The organism is Bacteroides sedimenti (assembly GCF_040365225.1).
Taxonomy (GTDB): Bacteria; Bacteroidota; Bacteroidia; order Bacteroidales; family Bacteroidaceae; genus Bacteroides; species Bacteroides sedimenti.
Genome location: NZ_AP028055.1, coordinates 2,636,319 through 2,649,549 on the forward strand (window position 1 = coordinate 2,636,319; position 13,231 = coordinate 2,649,549).

Annotated in this window: 24 protein-coding genes; all 24 read right to left on the bottom strand. The window is 37.9% G+C overall.

What is annotated here, in order from left to right; translation table 11 throughout:
* Nucleotides 1-8 precede the first annotated feature (8 nt).
* Genes secY through rpsG form a run of 24 tightly spaced genes read right to left on the bottom strand, consistent with a single transcriptional unit; the run spans nt 9 to nt 13,206 of the window.
* Nucleotides 9-1,355, bottom strand: coding sequence for a preprotein translocase subunit SecY (gene secY / locus ABWU87_RS10435; protein ID WP_353330490.1), 1,347 nt, complete (start codon nt 1,353-1,355; stop codon nt 9-11).
* Nucleotides 1,356-1,359: 4 nt separating this feature from the next.
* Nucleotides 1,360-1,806 (bottom strand): 50S ribosomal protein L15, encoded by a 447-nt coding sequence (gene rplO / locus ABWU87_RS10440; protein WP_353330492.1) that lies wholly within the window; start codon nt 1,804-1,806, stop codon nt 1,360-1,362.
* A gap of 31 nt (nt 1,807-1,837) precedes the next feature.
* Nucleotides 1,838-2,014, bottom strand: coding sequence for a 50S ribosomal protein L30 (gene rpmD, locus ABWU87_RS10445; RefSeq protein WP_353330494.1), 177 nt, complete (start codon nt 2,012-2,014; stop codon nt 1,838-1,840).
* 11 nt (nt 2,015-2,025) lie between these two features.
* Complete coding sequence (rpsE, locus tag ABWU87_RS10450) at nt 2,026-2,544, bottom strand: 30S ribosomal protein S5 (RefSeq protein WP_353330496.1); 519 nt, start codon at nt 2,542-2,544, stop codon at nt 2,026-2,028.
* 5 nt (nt 2,545-2,549) lie between these two features.
* Entirely contained in the window at nt 2,550-2,894 is a 345-nt protein-coding gene (gene rplR, locus ABWU87_RS10455; RefSeq protein WP_353330498.1) for a 50S ribosomal protein L18, read from the bottom strand.
* A 21-nt stretch (nt 2,895-2,915) separates the two neighbouring features.
* Nucleotides 2,916-3,470, bottom strand: coding sequence for a 50S ribosomal protein L6 (rplF, locus tag ABWU87_RS10460; protein WP_353330500.1), 555 nt, complete (start codon nt 3,468-3,470; stop codon nt 2,916-2,918).
* 17 nt (nt 3,471-3,487) lie between these two features.
* Complete coding sequence (rpsH, locus tag ABWU87_RS10465) at nt 3,488-3,883, bottom strand: 30S ribosomal protein S8 (RefSeq protein ID WP_353330502.1); 396 nt, start codon at nt 3,881-3,883, stop codon at nt 3,488-3,490.
* A 51-nt stretch (nt 3,884-3,934) separates the two neighbouring features.
* Nucleotides 3,935-4,204 carry a 30S ribosomal protein S14 gene (rpsN, locus tag ABWU87_RS10470; protein WP_073402447.1) on the bottom strand — a complete coding sequence of 90 codons (270 nt, stop codon included), beginning with the start codon at nt 4,202-4,204 and terminating at the stop codon, nt 3,935-3,937.
* A gap of 6 nt (nt 4,205-4,210) precedes the next feature.
* Entirely contained in the window at nt 4,211-4,768 is a 558-nt protein-coding gene (rplE, locus tag ABWU87_RS10475; protein WP_353330505.1) for a 50S ribosomal protein L5, read from the bottom strand.
* Nucleotides 4,768-5,088, bottom strand: a complete 321-nt coding sequence (gene rplX, locus ABWU87_RS10480; protein ID WP_353330507.1) for a 50S ribosomal protein L24 — start codon at nt 5,086-5,088, stop codon at nt 4,768-4,770. The genes rplE and rplX overlap by 1 nt, the downstream gene beginning before the upstream one ends.
* A 20-nt stretch (nt 5,089-5,108) precedes the next feature.
* Complete coding sequence (gene rplN, locus ABWU87_RS10485; RefSeq protein WP_353330509.1) at nt 5,109-5,474, bottom strand: 50S ribosomal protein L14; 366 nt, start codon at nt 5,472-5,474, stop codon at nt 5,109-5,111.
* A gap of 2 nt (nt 5,475-5,476) precedes the next feature.
* Nucleotides 5,477-5,734 (bottom strand): 30S ribosomal protein S17, encoded by a 258-nt coding sequence (rpsQ, locus tag ABWU87_RS10490; RefSeq protein ID WP_353330511.1) that lies wholly within the window; start codon nt 5,732-5,734, stop codon nt 5,477-5,479.
* Between the two features lie 8 nt (nt 5,735-5,742).
* Nucleotides 5,743-5,940 (bottom strand): 50S ribosomal protein L29, encoded by a 198-nt coding sequence (gene rpmC / locus ABWU87_RS10495; protein WP_353330513.1) that lies wholly within the window; start codon nt 5,938-5,940, stop codon nt 5,743-5,745.
* A gap of 5 nt (nt 5,941-5,945) precedes the next feature.
* On the bottom strand, nt 5,946-6,380 hold the full coding sequence (gene rplP, locus ABWU87_RS10500; protein WP_073402438.1) for a 50S ribosomal protein L16: 435 nt from the start codon (nt 6,378-6,380) through the stop codon (nt 5,946-5,948).
* 24 nt (nt 6,381-6,404) lie between these two features.
* Entirely contained in the window at nt 6,405-7,136 is a 732-nt protein-coding gene (gene rpsC, locus ABWU87_RS10505; RefSeq protein WP_353330516.1) for a 30S ribosomal protein S3, read from the bottom strand.
* Between the two features lie 5 nt (nt 7,137-7,141).
* The gene (rplV, locus tag ABWU87_RS10510; RefSeq protein ID WP_353330518.1) at nt 7,142-7,552 is read right to left on the bottom strand and encodes a 50S ribosomal protein L22; all 411 of its coding nucleotides are present in this window, start codon (nt 7,550-7,552) and stop codon (nt 7,142-7,144) included.
* A gap of 37 nt (nt 7,553-7,589) precedes the next feature.
* Entirely contained in the window at nt 7,590-7,859 is a 270-nt protein-coding gene (gene rpsS / locus ABWU87_RS10515; RefSeq protein WP_353330520.1) for a 30S ribosomal protein S19, read from the bottom strand.
* A 20-nt stretch (nt 7,860-7,879) separates the two neighbouring features.
* The gene (rplB, locus tag ABWU87_RS10520; protein WP_353330522.1) at nt 7,880-8,704 is read right to left on the bottom strand and encodes a 50S ribosomal protein L2; all 825 of its coding nucleotides are present in this window, start codon (nt 8,702-8,704) and stop codon (nt 7,880-7,882) included.
* A gap of 5 nt (nt 8,705-8,709) precedes the next feature.
* Entirely contained in the window at nt 8,710-9,000 is a 291-nt protein-coding gene (gene rplW, locus ABWU87_RS10525; RefSeq protein WP_353330524.1) for a 50S ribosomal protein L23, read from the bottom strand.
* A gap of 3 nt (nt 9,001-9,003) precedes the next feature.
* Nucleotides 9,004-9,642 (bottom strand): 50S ribosomal protein L4, encoded by a 639-nt coding sequence (gene rplD / locus ABWU87_RS10530; protein ID WP_353330526.1) that lies wholly within the window; start codon nt 9,640-9,642, stop codon nt 9,004-9,006.
* Nucleotides 9,642-10,259, bottom strand: a complete 618-nt coding sequence (rplC, locus tag ABWU87_RS10535) for a 50S ribosomal protein L3 (protein WP_353330528.1) — start codon at nt 10,257-10,259, stop codon at nt 9,642-9,644. Before rplC ends, rplD begins: the two co-directional genes overlap by 1 nt.
* Nucleotides 10,260-10,277: 18 nt before the next feature.
* Complete coding sequence (gene rpsJ / locus ABWU87_RS10540; protein ID WP_073402422.1) at nt 10,278-10,583, bottom strand: 30S ribosomal protein S10; 306 nt, start codon at nt 10,581-10,583, stop codon at nt 10,278-10,280.
* Nucleotides 10,584-10,602: 19 nt separating this feature from the next.
* Nucleotides 10,603-12,717 (bottom strand): elongation factor G, encoded by a 2,115-nt coding sequence (gene fusA / locus ABWU87_RS10545; protein WP_353330530.1) that lies wholly within the window; start codon nt 12,715-12,717, stop codon nt 10,603-10,605.
* 12 nt (nt 12,718-12,729) lie between these two features.
* Nucleotides 12,730-13,206, bottom strand: coding sequence for a 30S ribosomal protein S7 (gene rpsG / locus ABWU87_RS10550; RefSeq protein WP_353330532.1), 477 nt, complete (start codon nt 13,204-13,206; stop codon nt 12,730-12,732).
* Between the last annotated feature and the right edge of the window lie 25 nt (nt 13,207-13,231).

Sequence of the window (13,231 nt, forward strand, 5' to 3'; positions counted from 1 at the left end):
TAAATGAATTAATAAGCTGCAACGCTACCTGCACGCCCTTTAATTCTCCCGGATTTCAGTAATCCATCGTAGTGTCTCATTAAAAGATGACTCTCAACTTGTTGAAGAGTATCAAGAACAACTCCCACAAGAATTAATAATGAAGTACCACCAAAGAACTGAGCAAATTCAGCTTTAACACCAAAAACACCGGCAAAAGCAGGCATAATAGCAACAAGTGCGAGGAACAAAGAACCAGGTAATGTTATCCGAGACATGATCTCGTCAATATACTCTGCAGTTTTCTTACCTGGTTTAATTCCTGGTATGAAACCATTATTTCTTTTCATATCCTCAGCCATCTGGGTTGGATTAATTGTTATTGCTGTATAGAAATATGTGAAAAGAATAATCATCACAGCAAAAATAAAATTATACCAAAATCCAGTATGATCTGTTAACGCACGAGCGACACCGCTTGCGCCTTCTATTTTTGAATAACCGATAATTGCTACCGGGATAAACATAATAGCCTGAGCAAAAATGATAGGCATTACGTTTGCAGCATTAACTTTTAATGGAATATACTGTCTTGCGCCGCCATACTGTTTATTACCAACTATTCTCTTAGCATATTGCACAGGAACTTTTCTTGTCCCCTGCACCAAAAGGATGGCACCAGCTATGACAATTAGCAAGAATGCTATTTCAAATAAAAACATAATAAGACCACCTGCACCAGTGTCAGTTGTACGTGAAACTACTTCCTGAGACAAAGCTTTTGGAAGACGTGCGATGATACCAACCATGATTATTAATGAAACACCATTGCCAATCCCTTTATCAGTAATCCTTTCACCAAGCCATAATATGAACATACTTCCGGCAGCCAAAATGATTGTGGAAGTAGCCATGAATAAGGTCCAGTTTATTGCAGGATTCAAAGAAGGGCCAGCCTGAGCTTTCAAGTTCATTAAATAAGAAGGAGCCTGAAACAATAAAATCGCTATAGTCAGATAACGTGTATATTGGTTGATCTTTATTCTACCACTTTCTCCTTCACGTTGCAGTTTCTGAAAATAAGGAACTGCGATTGCTAAAAGTTGAATAACAATGGAAGCAGAAATATAAGGCATAATACCCAAAGCAAATATAGAAGCATTAGAAAATGCTCCTCCTGAGAACATATTCAACAAGGCTAAAAGACCTTCACTAGTTTGTTTATGCAATTGAGTTAACATCCCAGGATTAATGCCTGGTAAAACCACATAAGAACCAAATCGGTAAATCGCAACAAATAATATAGTGATGAGGATCCGTTGTCTCAGATCCTCAATCTTCCATATATTCTTTAATGTTTCAATAGCTTTTCTCATTGAATCAGAGTTTTACAGCATTTCCACCTAAAGACTCGATAGCTGCAACAGCAGATTTTGAGAAAGCATTTGCTTCAACATCAATCTTGTTGGTTAAACTACCGTTGCCCAAAATCTTCACTAACTGGTTAGAAGAAATAAAGCCAGCTTCAATAAAGTCATTGATTCCAATCTTTGTTAAATTCTTGGCTTCAGCCAACTTTTGCAAAGTATCAAGATTTATAGCTTTATATTCTACTCTGTTTATATTCTTAAAACCAAACTTCGGAACACGACGTTGGAGTGGCATCTGACCACCTTCAAATCCGATCTTTCTTGAGTATCCAGATCTAGATTTTGCTCCTTTGTGACCTCTAGTGGAAGTTCCACCTAAGCCTGATCCAGAGCCACGTCCGACTCTTTTTCTTGTTTTGGTAGCCCCTACTGCAGGTTTCAAATTACTTAAGTTCATATCGTAATTAATTTTATTATTCAACAATAATTTACTTAATAATGGTAACCAAGTGCTTAACTTTTTCTACCATACCAAGAATTGAAGGAGTCTCTTCGTGCTCAACCACACGATTCATTTTACGAAGTCCTAATGCATCCAGCGTTCTTTTCTGATCAGCAGGAGCACCAATTCTACTTTTAGTTTGTTTGATCTTTATAGTTGACATATAAATCCTCCTTATCCTCTAAATACTTTGTCCATACTAATACCTCTGTTTTGTGCAACCATTCTTGCATCTCTCAACTCACTTAAAGCTACAATTGTTGCTTTTACAAGGTTATGAGGATTTGAAGAACCCTTTGATTTTGCCAAAACATCAGTTATACCAACACTTTCAAGAACAGCACGCATTGCACCACCGGCAACAACACCTGTACCATGAGTAGCTGGTTTGATGAATACTTCGGCTCCACCAAATCTTGCAGTCTGTTCATGAGGAATGGTTCCTTTGAATACAGGCACTTTGATCAGGTTCTTCTTAGCAGACTCAACACCTTTAGCAATTGCCGCAGTTACTTCACCAGCTTTACCAAGTCCCCAACCAATAACACCATCTTCATTTCCAACAACTACTATAGCAGAAAAACTGAATGTTCTACCCCCCTTTGTTACCTTTGTAACACGGTTAATAGCAACCAATCTGTCTTTAAGCTCTATATCGCTAGATATTTTGAATCTATTACTTATTCCTGCCATAATAATTAAAATTTAAGTCCACCGTTACGAGCAGCATCAGCCACTTCTTTTACTCTCCCATGATACAAGTAACCATTACGGTCGAATACAACAGTCGTAATTCCTGCTTCTTGAGCTTTTTTAGCGATCAATTCACCTACTTTAGTAGCCTGTTCCTTCTTAGCAACTTTATCTTCCAAACCAAGTGAAGAGGCAGCAGCTAAAGTCTTACCACACAAATCATCAATTAATTGAACATAGATTTGTTTGTTACTTCTAAATACAGTCATACGTGGACGATCTGCTGTACCAGAGATCTTATTACGTACTCTGTATTTGATTTTAATTCGTCTTTCTATTTTTGTTGTCATGATTATACAAATTTATGTAAATTACTTAGCACCGGCTGATTTGCCCGATTTTCTGCGAATTTCTTCTCCAACAAATTTAATACCTTTACCTTTATATGGTTCTGGCTTACGGAAAGAACGTATTTTTGAACAAACTTGACCTAGTAACTGTTTGTCACAAGATTCTAAAATAACAAGAGGATTCTTATTTCTTTCAGATTTTGTCTCTACTTTAACTTCAGAAGGCAACTGCAAGAAAATACTGTGAGTATAACCTAATGAAAACTCAATAATATTTCCATTGTTAGAAGCACGGTATCCAACACCGACTAACTCAAGCTCTTTTTTATAACCTTCAGAAACACCAACAACCATATTGTTAATCAAAGAACGATAAAGACCATGAAATGCTCTTTCTTGCTTATCATCGCTATTACGAGTTAACACAATCTGGCCATCAGCAACTTCCACGCTGATTAGTGGATTTACATACTGACTTAACTCTCCCTTTGGTCCTTTTACGGTAACCACATCATCTTTCAGAGTAACAGTTACTCCTGCAGGGATACTAATGGGTAATTTTCCTATTCTAGACATTGCTTATTCCTCCTAAATTAATATACATAACACAAGACTTCACCGCCAATTTTTAATTCAGCAGCTTCTTTGTTTGTCATTACACCTTTGGAAGTAGATATTATAGCAATACCCAAACCATTAATAACACGTGGCATATCTTTGTATCCGGTATACTTACGTAAACCTGGAGAAGATATTCTTACCAGTTTCTTGATCGCGTTTACTTTGTTAACGGAATCATACTTCAAGGCTACCTTAATAGTGCCTTGAGGTCCATCTTCTACAAACTTATAGTTAAGAATGTAGCCTTTCTCAAAAAGGATTTTTGTAATTTCCTTTTTAAGGTTAGAGGCAGGAATTTCAACAACTCTGTGCTTTGCACTAATTGCATTTCTCAACCTCGTTAGATAATCTGCTATTGGATCAGTCATATAATAAAATTAAATTAATCAGGACTCCCTGACAATATTTAAAAAAAATAATTACCAGCTTGCTTTTTTAACTCCAGGAATAAGGCCATTAGAAGCCATTTCGCGGAATTGAATTCTTGAAATTCCAAACTGACGAATATACCCTTTTGGACGACCTGTTAATTTGCAGCGATTGTGCAAACGTACAGGTGACGCATTTTTAGGCAGAGCCTGCAATGCGTCGTAATCACCGTCTTTCTTCAACTGAGCTCTTTTTTCGGCATATTTGGCTACAAGTTTTGCTCGCTTAACTTCGCGAGCTTTCATTGATTCTTTTGCCATAATATATTAGTCTTTTTTAGCGTTTTTAAAAGGTAAACCAAATTCTTTTAATAAAGCATACCCTTCTTCATCTGATTGTGCAGATGTTACAAAGGTAATATTCATTCCGAGAATTTTAGTAATACTATCGATATTTATTTCAGGGAAAATGATTTGTTCCTGAATTCCTAACGTATAGTTACCTTTACCGTCAAACTTGCTTTCAATACCTTTAAAGTCACGAATACGAGGCAATGCAACGCGAACTAGTTTTTCAAGGAATTCATACATTCTTTCTCGACGTAAAGTTACCATCACACCGATAGGCATTTTTTTACGTAATTTAAAGTTTGCAATATCCTTCCGAGAAATAGTAGCAACGGCTTTTTGACCTGTAATCGTTGTCATCTCGTTAATAGCAACTTCAATAATCTTTTTATCAGCAACAGCAGATCCCAAACCTTGATTGATAACAATCTTCTTTAGGACCGGAACTTGCATAGATGAACTATATTGAAATTGTTCCTTCAATGCAGGCGCAATACGCTCTGCATATTCTTTCTTAAGGCTAGCAGTATTACTCATTACTTAATCTCCTCTCCTGATTTTTTAGAATAACGAACTAAAGTTCCATCAGAACTTAATTTTCTCCCAACGCGTGTTGCTTTACCCGATTTTGGATCAACAAGGTTTAAGTTAGAGATATGTACAGAAGCTTCCTGCTTTACAATACCACCTTGAGGGTTCTTAGCATTTGGTTTAGTACTTTTAGATACCAGATTGATGCCTTCAACGATTGCACGTCCTTTTTTAACGAGGACTTTCAACACACGGCCAGTTTTGCCTTTATCTTCACCAGCATTGACTAAAACTGTATCGCCTTTTTTAATATGTAATTTACTCATTACTCAAATCTTTTACAAAATTAAAGTACCTCTGGTGCTAATGAAACTACCTTCATGTTTGTAGCACGAAGTTCTCTCGCAACCGGACCAAAGATTCGACTTCCCCTAATTTCACCTGCATTATTTAATAAAACACAAGCATTATCATCAAAACGAATGTACGAACCATCAGCACGACGGATTTCCTTTTTCGTACGAACGATCAAAGCTTTGGGCACTGCACCTTTTTTAACATCACTTGCGGGGATAACGCTTTTTACTGAGACTACAATAACATCCCCAACAGAAGCATAACGACGTTTTGTACCACCCAACACACGGATGCACAAAACCTCTTTAGCTCCACTGTTGTCGCAAACTGTAAGTCTGGATTCTGATTGTATCATAATTACTTAGCTCTTTCGATTATTTCAACTAATCTCCATCTCTTCGTCTTGCTCAAAGGACGAGTTTCACTAATTCTAACAGTGTCACCAATGTTACAATCATTGTTCTCATCATGAGCATGGTATTTTTTCGTTTTACTAACGAACTTACCATAAATGGGGTGTTTTTCTTTAAACTTAGAAGCAACAGTAATAGTTTTATCCATTTTGTTGCTCAGAACGACCCCAGTTCTTTCTTTTCTTAAATTTCTAGCTTCCATCAAACCCATTATTTATTGTTAAGTTCTCTCTGGCGTAATTCTGATTTCATACGCGCAACCATCCTGCGTAATTGTTTTATCTGTGCAGGATTATCCAAAGGGGAGATAGAATGGTTCAGCACCAATTGATTATAGTTGACAACTTCTGCCTCAATTCTTTCTACCAATTCTTTGGTACTAATTTCTCTAATTTCTGCAATTTTCATAAACATTATGCATTTTGATTTTGAGTGTCATAATCACGTCTTACTATAAACTTAGTAGTAACCGGAAGCTTTTGAGCTGCTAAGCGCAAAGCTTCTTTTGCGATTTCATAAGACACACCTTCTACTTCAATCATAATTCTACCAGGAGTAACTGGAGCCACGAAACCTTCCGGACTACCTTTACCTTTACCCATACGCACTTCTGCTGGTTTCTTAGTAATTGGTTTGTCTGGGAAAATTCTAATCCAAATCTGGCCTTGACGTTGCATATATCTTGTAACAGCAATACGGGCAGCTTCAATTTGTCTACCAGTAATCCATTTGTTCTGCAAAGCTTTGATACCAAAAGAACCAAAGGCGAGCTGGTTGCCTCTTTGGGCATTACCCTTCATGCGACCTTTTTGTTGTCTTCTGAATTTTGTCTTTTTCGGTTGTAACATAATTTCCTAAAATTCAAATTCGTTTTAGCGATTATTTTTCTTTCTTTTGAAGTTTTTTCCGCCGGTATTACCAGGAGCATTACCACGGCCTCCTTCTTTGCTTTGAGTAAAATTAGGAGCAAGTTCTTTTTTGCCAAAAATTTCACCTCTGCAGATCCAAACCTTTATACCAAGCAAACCAACTTTTGTCAGTGCTTCTGCATGACAGTAGTCGATATCAGCTCTAAATGTATGTAACGGAGTTCTTCCTTCTTTATACATTTCAGAACGAGCCATTTCAGCTCCATTTAAACGCCCTGAAATTTGCACTTTGATACCTTCTGCTCCCATACGCATTGTATTTGCGATTGCCATTTTGATAGCACGGCGATAGGCGATCTTGCCTTCTACCTGGCGAGCGATGTTATTTGCAACGATCACTGCATCTAACTCCGGTCTTTTTACTTCAAAGATATTGATTTGAATATCTTTGTCGGTGATCTTCTTCAACTCTTCTTTCAGCTTATCAACTTCTTGACCACCTTTTCCGATAATAATACCTGGACGTGCCGTACAAACGGTTATTGTCACAAGTTTAAGTGTACGCTCTATAACAATTCTTGATACACTGGCTTTAGCTAGTCTTGCATTAAGATATTTACGAATTTTGCTATCTTCCAGCAAAGAATCACCATAATTATTTCCACCATACCAGTTGGAATCCCATCCTCTGATAATTCCTAAACGGTTGCTTATTGGATTAACTTTTTGTCCCATCTAGCTTAATTTTGAACATCATTAATACTCTTAGAATCAACGAACAAAGTCACATGATTTGAGCGTTTACGAATTCTGTATCCTCTTCCCTGAGGTGCTGGTCTCATTCTTTTCAATGTAGCACCACAATCAACAAAAATCTTTGTTACAAATAATTCGCCGCTTTCAGCTTTACGTTCGTTTTTCTGTTCCCAGTTAGCAATTGCAGAGCGCAATAATTTCTCCACTCTGGCAGAAGCTTCTTTAGAAGAAAACTTCAAAACACCAAGTGCTCTATTCACCTCCATACCGCGGATCATGTCAGCCACGAGACGCATCTTACGCGGTGAAGTAGGAACATTTTGCAATTTAGCAAAATACATGGTTTTAAGGGCTTCTTTTCTTTTATCAGCCGATATTTTTTTTCTTGCTCCCATTATTTTTTTACTTTATTATTCAGATTTAAAAATCCTGTTAACGTTTCTTGTTACCGGCATGACCTCTGAAAGTACGAGTTGGAGAAAATTCACCCAACTTATGTCCAACCATGTTTTCGGTAATGTAAACAGGAATAAATTTATTTCCGTTGTGAACTGCAATAGTATGCCCAACAAAATCGGGCGAAATCATTGAAGCTCTGGCCCAAGTCTTAACAACAACTTTCTTGCCTGACTCATTCATAGCAAGTACTTTTGTTTCAAGCTTCACATTAATGTATGGACCTTTTTTTAATGAACGACTCATAGTTTACTCAATTAATCAGATTACTTTTTTCTTCTCTCTATAATATACTTAGAAGATTGTTTCTTTGGTGCTCTTGTTTTCAAGCCCTTAGCGTACAATCCCTTGCGAGATCTTGGGTGACCTCCGGAAGCGCGTCCTTCACCACCACCCATTGGGTGATCAACCGGGTTCATAACAACACCACGGTTGCGTGGACGACGACCTAGCCATCTAGAACGACCAGCTTTACCAGAACGTTCCAATCCATGATCTGAATTACCAACGCTACCAATTGTAGCTTTGCAGGTACTGAGAATTTGTCTTACTTCTCCAGAAGGCAATTTAATAACACAATACTTCCCTTCTCTAGAAGTTAACTGAGCAAAATTACCTGCTGATCTAACTAAAGCAGCGCCTTGTCCCGGACGTAATTCAATGTTGTGAATTACAGTACCCACAGGAATATTCTGTAGAGGAAGTGCATTACCAATCTCTGGCGCTGCAGTTTCACCTGACATAAGAGTGTTACCTACTTGTAATCCGTTGGGAGCAATAATATATCTTTTTTCACCATCAGCGTAGAACAATAAAGCAATACGAGCCGAACGATTCGGATCATATTCAATTGTCTTAACTACTGCCGGAACACCGTCTTTATTTCTCTTGAAATCGATAACTCTGAATTTCTTTTTATGACCGCCACCAATATAGCGCATAGTCATCTTACCCTGGTTGTTACGACCACCAGAAGAAAACTTACCAAAAACAAGAGATTTTTCTGGTACTGATGCAGTTATCTCCTCATAAGTACCAATAATTTTATGTCTTTGCCCCGGTGTTGTGGGCTTAAATTTACGTACTGCCATTTTTATTAAATATTGCTATAAAAATCAATAGTATCTCCTTCTTTCAACGTTACAACTGCTTTTTTATATGCATTTGTTCTACCACTGATCAAGCCAGCCTTAGTGTAACGGCTTTTATTTTTACCGGAGTAACGAATTGTATTTACATCTACAACTGTAACATTATATAAAGCCTCGATTGCTTTCTTAATTTCCAGTTTATTAGCTTCAGGACGCACAATAAATCCGAAACGATTTAACTTTTCAGATACTGCAGTCATTTTTTCTGTAACCAACGGTTTAATAATAATTCCCATTATTTAAGCCTCCTTTTTCATTAAGATATCGTCGATAGCCGAAAGAGAACTTTCAGTAAGCACTAATGCACCCGAATTCAATACATTGTAAGTATTTAATCCAGATACAGTTAATACATTAGCTCTCTCAACATTACGAGCCGACAAATATACGTTTTTATTTGGTTCTGATAATACCAAAAGTAATTTTTTATCAGAAACTTTAAGATTATTTATCAATGCTACAAAATCCTTAGTCTTAGGTGCTTCAAAAGCGAAATCCTCAACAACGATAATAGCGTTATCTTGAGCCTTGTATGATAAAGCTGATTTTCTTGCTAATGACTTAACTTTTTTATTCAGTTTAAAATAGTAATCTCTTGGTTTAGGACCAAAAACTCTTGCACCTCCAACGAATACTGGAGAATTGATATCACCTGAACGAGCTCCACCAGTACCTTTTTGTTTTTTCAACTTTCTAGTACTTCCTGAAAGTTCACTTCTTTCTTTAGATTTGTGAGTTCCCTGACGCTGATTTGCCATAAATTGCTTTACATCCAAATAGATAGCGTGGTCGTTAGGCTCAATTCCGAAGATTGATTCATTTAACGTAACCTTTCTTCCAGTGTCTTCACCTTTAATGTTATATACGTTAACTTCCATTATTTCTCAATTATTACGATTGAACCTTTGCATCCCGGAATTGAACCCTTAATTAAAAGAAGGTTATGTTCTGGAATAACTTTTAAAACTCGCAAATTTTGAACGGTAACTCTGTCACCCCCCATTTGTCCACCCATTCGCATTCCTTTGAATACTTTAGCTGGATAAGAACAAGCACCGATAGAACCCGGTTTACGCAGACGGTTGTGCTGACCGTGAGTTGACTGTCCAACACCACCAAATCCGTGTCTTTTAACTACACCCTGGAAACCTTTTCCCTTAGAAGTTGCAATCACATCAACGAAAGTTGCGTCATTGAACAGTTCTACCGAGATTGTGTCTCCCAGATTAAGTTCATTTTCAAATTCTTTGAACTCGGCCAAGTGTCTCTTTGGTGTTACATTGGCTTTAGCGAAGTGACCTTTTAAAGGTTTTGTAGTATGTTTCTCTTTTTTGTCTTGGAAACCTACTTGAACTGCTTCGTAGCCATCTTTTTCAACTGTTTTCAGTTGAGTAACAACACAAGGACCTGCTTCGATAACAGTGCATGGTACATTTTTACCATCAGCACTGAAAACGGATGTCATTCCGATTTTCTTTCCTAATAATCCTGGCATTTCACTTTTTTTTAATTATCAAACTTTAATTTCTACTTCAACTCCACTTGGCAATTCCAATTTCATCAGAGCATCAACAGTCTTAGCAGTAGAGCTATAGATGTCGATTAATCTCTTGAATGATGAGAGCTGGAACTGTTCTCTGGACTTTTTGTTAACGAAAGTAGAGCGGTTCACTGTAAAGATACGCTTGTGCGTAGGAAGAGGTATAGGGCCACTTACAATGGCACCTGTAGTCTTCACAGTTCTTACAATCTTCTCAGCTGACTTGTCAACCAAGTTGTGATCGTAAGACTTCAATTTAATTCTAATTTTTTGGCTCATATTTATTTAAACTATAATTTTAAACTAAGTCAACACGTCCCTTTACTTCTTCAAGTACAGCCTTCGCAATAGAAGAAGATACTTTTTCGTAATGAGAGAATGTCATTGATGAAGTTGCACGACCTGAAGTGATAGTACGCAATGAAGTTACATACCCAAACATTTCAGACATTGGAACTTTAGCTTTAACGATTCTTGCACCAGTGCGGCTTGATTCCATTCCTTCAACCTGACCACGACGTTTGTTCAAGTCACCGATAACATCACCCATGTTTTCTTCCGGAGTTACAACTTCAAGACTCATGATTGGTTCAAGAAGAGCCGGACCTGCCTTAGCACAAGCATTTTTGTAAGCTTGGATAGCACAGATTTCGAAAGACAACTGGTCAGAGTCAACCGGGTGGAATGAACCATCAACCAATGTTACTTTCAATGTATCAAGCGGATATCCTGCAAGTACGCCATTCTTCATTGCAGAAGTGAAACCTTTTTGTACAGCTGGAATAAATTCCTTAGGAATGTTACCACCCTTCACTTCATCAATAAATTGTAGTGTTCCTTCGAAGTCTTCGTCAGCAGGACCGATATTAACAATGATATCAGCAAATTTACCACGACCACCAGACTGTTTCTTGTAAACTTCACGAAGATTAACAGTTTTAGTGATAGCTTCTTTGTATGATACCTGTGGGCGTCCTTGGTTACATTCTACTTTGAACTCACGTTTCAGACGGTCAACAATAATATCCAAGTGGAGCTCACCCATACCTGCAATAACTGTCTGGCCTGTTTGCTCGTCAGTTTTAACAGTGAATGTTGGATCCTCTTCAGCCAATTTCGCCAAACCGTTAGACAGCTTATCAAGGTCTTTTTGAGTTTTAGGTTCAATTGCGATTGCAATTACAGGATCCGGAAAGTCCATTGATTCAAGAACGATTGGTTTTGATTCGTCGCAAAGAGTATCCCCAGTACGGATATCTTTGAAACCAACTCCAGCACCAATATCACCAGCACCAATCACTTCAACAGGATTTTGCTTATTTGAGTGCATCTGGAACAAACGTGAAACACGTTCTTTCTTTCCAGAACGAGAGTTATAAATATAAGAACCCGCTTCAATCTTACCTGAGTAAACACGGAAGAAAGTCAAACGTCCAACATAAGGGTCGGTTGCAATCTTAAATGCTAACGCAGAAGTAACTTCATCTTCTGATGGTTTTCTGTCCTCTTCAAGACCTGTATCAGGATTTGTCCCGATAACAGCTTCTGTATCTAATGGAGAAGGCAAGAATGCACATACATAATCCAAAAGAGTCTGAACTCCTTTATTCTTGAATGATGAACCACAAAGCATTGGAACGATAGCCATCTGAACAGTTGCTTTACGAAGAGCGTTGATCACTTCTTCTTCAGTGATTGTAGACGGATCTTCGAAGAATTTCTCCATCAAAGATTCATCGTATTCAGCCACTGATTCCAGCATCTTTTCTCTCCATTCGTTGCATTCGTCAATCAAGTTTGCAGGAATTTCTTCAACATGATAATCCGCACCCATGCTTTCATCGTGCCATAGGATAGCTTTCATCTTAATCAGATCGACTAAGCCTTTGAAAGTTTCTTCGGCACCGATAGGAACAACGATAGGACAAGGATTGGCTCCTAGAATATCTTTCATCTGACGAACAACTTCGAAGAAGTCAGCACCAGAGCGGTCCATTTTGTTTACGTATCCGATACGAGGTACATTATATTTATCAGCTTGTCTCCACACTGTTTCAGACTGAGGTTCAACACCACCTACTGCACAGTAAGTAGCAACCGCACCGTCCAAAATACGAAGAGAACGTTCAACCTCAGCAGTGAAGTCAACGTGTCCCGGAGTGTCAATCAAGTTAATCTTATAAGTATTGTCATTCCATTTCCATCTGGTAGTTGTAGCAGCAGATGTAATAGTAATACCACGTTCTTGCTCCTGAGCCATCCAGTCCATTGTTGCAGCACCTTCGTGTACTTCACCAATCTTATGAGTAAGACCAGTATAGAAAAGGATACGTTCAGAAGTAGTTGTTTTACCAGCATCAATGTGAGCCATGATACCGATATTACGGGTCAAATGTAAATCTTGTTTTGCCATCTTGTTTACGAATTAGAATCTGAAATGAGCAAATGCACGGTTAGCTTCAGCCATTCTGTGCATATCTTCTTTACGTTTGTATGCACCACCTTGTTCGTTGAATGCATCAAGGATTTCAGCAGCAAGTTTATCTGCCATTGATTTTCCTCCTCTTTTACGAGCGTACAGGATCAGATTTTTCATTGAAACAGATTCTTTACGATCAGGACGAATTTCAGTAGGAACCTGGAATGTAGCTCCACCTACGCGGCGAGATTTAACCTCTACCTGAGGAGTGATATTATCTAATGCTTTTTTCCAGATTTCCAAAGAAGTCTTTTCTTCGTTTGGAAGTTTTGCCTTTACGATTTCCAAGGCAGCGTAGAAGATTTCGTATGAAGTATTTTTCTTACCATCATACATCAAGTGGTTCACAAATTTGGAAACCTTTTGATCATTAAATACAGGATCCGGAAGGATAACCCGTTTTTTTGGTTTTGCTTTTCTCATTTGTTTGAAAAATAATGTTTTGTTT

Coding starts and splice junctions, on each gene's coding strand:
- secY (WP_353330490.1), bottom strand. CDS start 1,355: ATGAGAAAAGCTATTGAAACATTAAAGAATATATGGAAGATTGAGGAT.
- rplO (WP_353330492.1), bottom strand. CDS start 1,806: ATGAACTTAAGTAATTTGAAACCTGCAGTAGGGGCTACCAAAACAAGA.
- rpmD (WP_353330494.1), bottom strand. CDS start 2,014: ATGTCAACTATAAAGATCAAACAAACTAAAAGTAGAATTGGTGCTCCT.
- rpsE (WP_353330496.1), bottom strand. CDS start 2,544: ATGGCAGGAATAAGTAATAGATTCAAAATATCTAGCGATATAGAGCTT.
- rplR (WP_353330498.1), bottom strand. CDS start 2,894: ATGACAACAAAAATAGAAAGACGAATTAAAATCAAATACAGAGTACGT.
- rplF (WP_353330500.1), bottom strand. CDS start 3,470: ATGTCTAGAATAGGAAAATTACCCATTAGTATCCCTGCAGGAGTAACT.
- rpsH (WP_353330502.1), bottom strand. CDS start 3,883: ATGACTGATCCAATAGCAGATTATCTAACGAGGTTGAGAAATGCAATT.
- rpsN (WP_073402447.1), bottom strand. CDS start 4,204: ATGGCAAAAGAATCAATGAAAGCTCGCGAAGTTAAGCGAGCAAAACTT.
- rplE (WP_353330505.1), bottom strand. CDS start 4,768: ATGAGTAATACTGCTAGCCTTAAGAAAGAATATGCAGAGCGTATTGCG.
- rplX (WP_353330507.1), bottom strand. CDS start 5,088: ATGAGTAAATTACATATTAAAAAAGGCGATACAGTTTTAGTCAATGCT.
- rplN (WP_353330509.1), bottom strand. CDS start 5,474: ATGATACAATCAGAATCCAGACTTACAGTTTGCGACAACAGTGGAGCT.
- rpsQ (WP_353330511.1), bottom strand. CDS start 5,734: ATGGAAGCTAGAAATTTAAGAAAAGAAAGAACTGGGGTCGTTCTGAGC.
- rpmC (WP_353330513.1), bottom strand. CDS start 5,940: ATGAAAATTGCAGAAATTAGAGAAATTAGTACCAAAGAATTGGTAGAA.
- rplP (WP_073402438.1), bottom strand. CDS start 6,380: ATGTTACAACCGAAAAAGACAAAATTCAGAAGACAACAAAAAGGTCGC.
- rpsC (WP_353330516.1), bottom strand. CDS start 7,136: ATGGGACAAAAAGTTAATCCAATAAGCAACCGTTTAGGAATTATCAGA.
- rplV (WP_353330518.1), bottom strand. CDS start 7,552: ATGGGAGCAAGAAAAAAAATATCGGCTGATAAAAGAAAAGAAGCCCTT.
- rpsS (WP_353330520.1), bottom strand. CDS start 7,859: ATGAGTCGTTCATTAAAAAAAGGTCCATACATTAATGTGAAGCTTGAA.
- rplB (WP_353330522.1), bottom strand. CDS start 8,704: ATGGCAGTACGTAAATTTAAGCCCACAACACCGGGGCAAAGACATAAA.
- rplW (WP_353330524.1), bottom strand. CDS start 9,000: ATGGGAATTATTATTAAACCGTTGGTTACAGAAAAAATGACTGCAGTA.
- rplD (WP_353330526.1), bottom strand. CDS start 9,642: ATGGAAGTTAACGTATATAACATTAAAGGTGAAGACACTGGAAGAAAG.
- rplC (WP_353330528.1), bottom strand. CDS start 10,259: ATGCCAGGATTATTAGGAAAGAAAATCGGAATGACATCCGTTTTCAGT.
- rpsJ (WP_073402422.1), bottom strand. CDS start 10,583: ATGAGCCAAAAAATTAGAATTAAATTGAAGTCTTACGATCACAACTTG.
- fusA (WP_353330530.1), bottom strand. CDS start 12,717: ATGGCAAAACAAGATTTACATTTGACCCGTAATATCGGTATCATGGCT.
- rpsG (WP_353330532.1), bottom strand. CDS start 13,206: ATGAGAAAAGCAAAACCAAAAAAACGGGTTATCCTTCCGGATCCTGTA.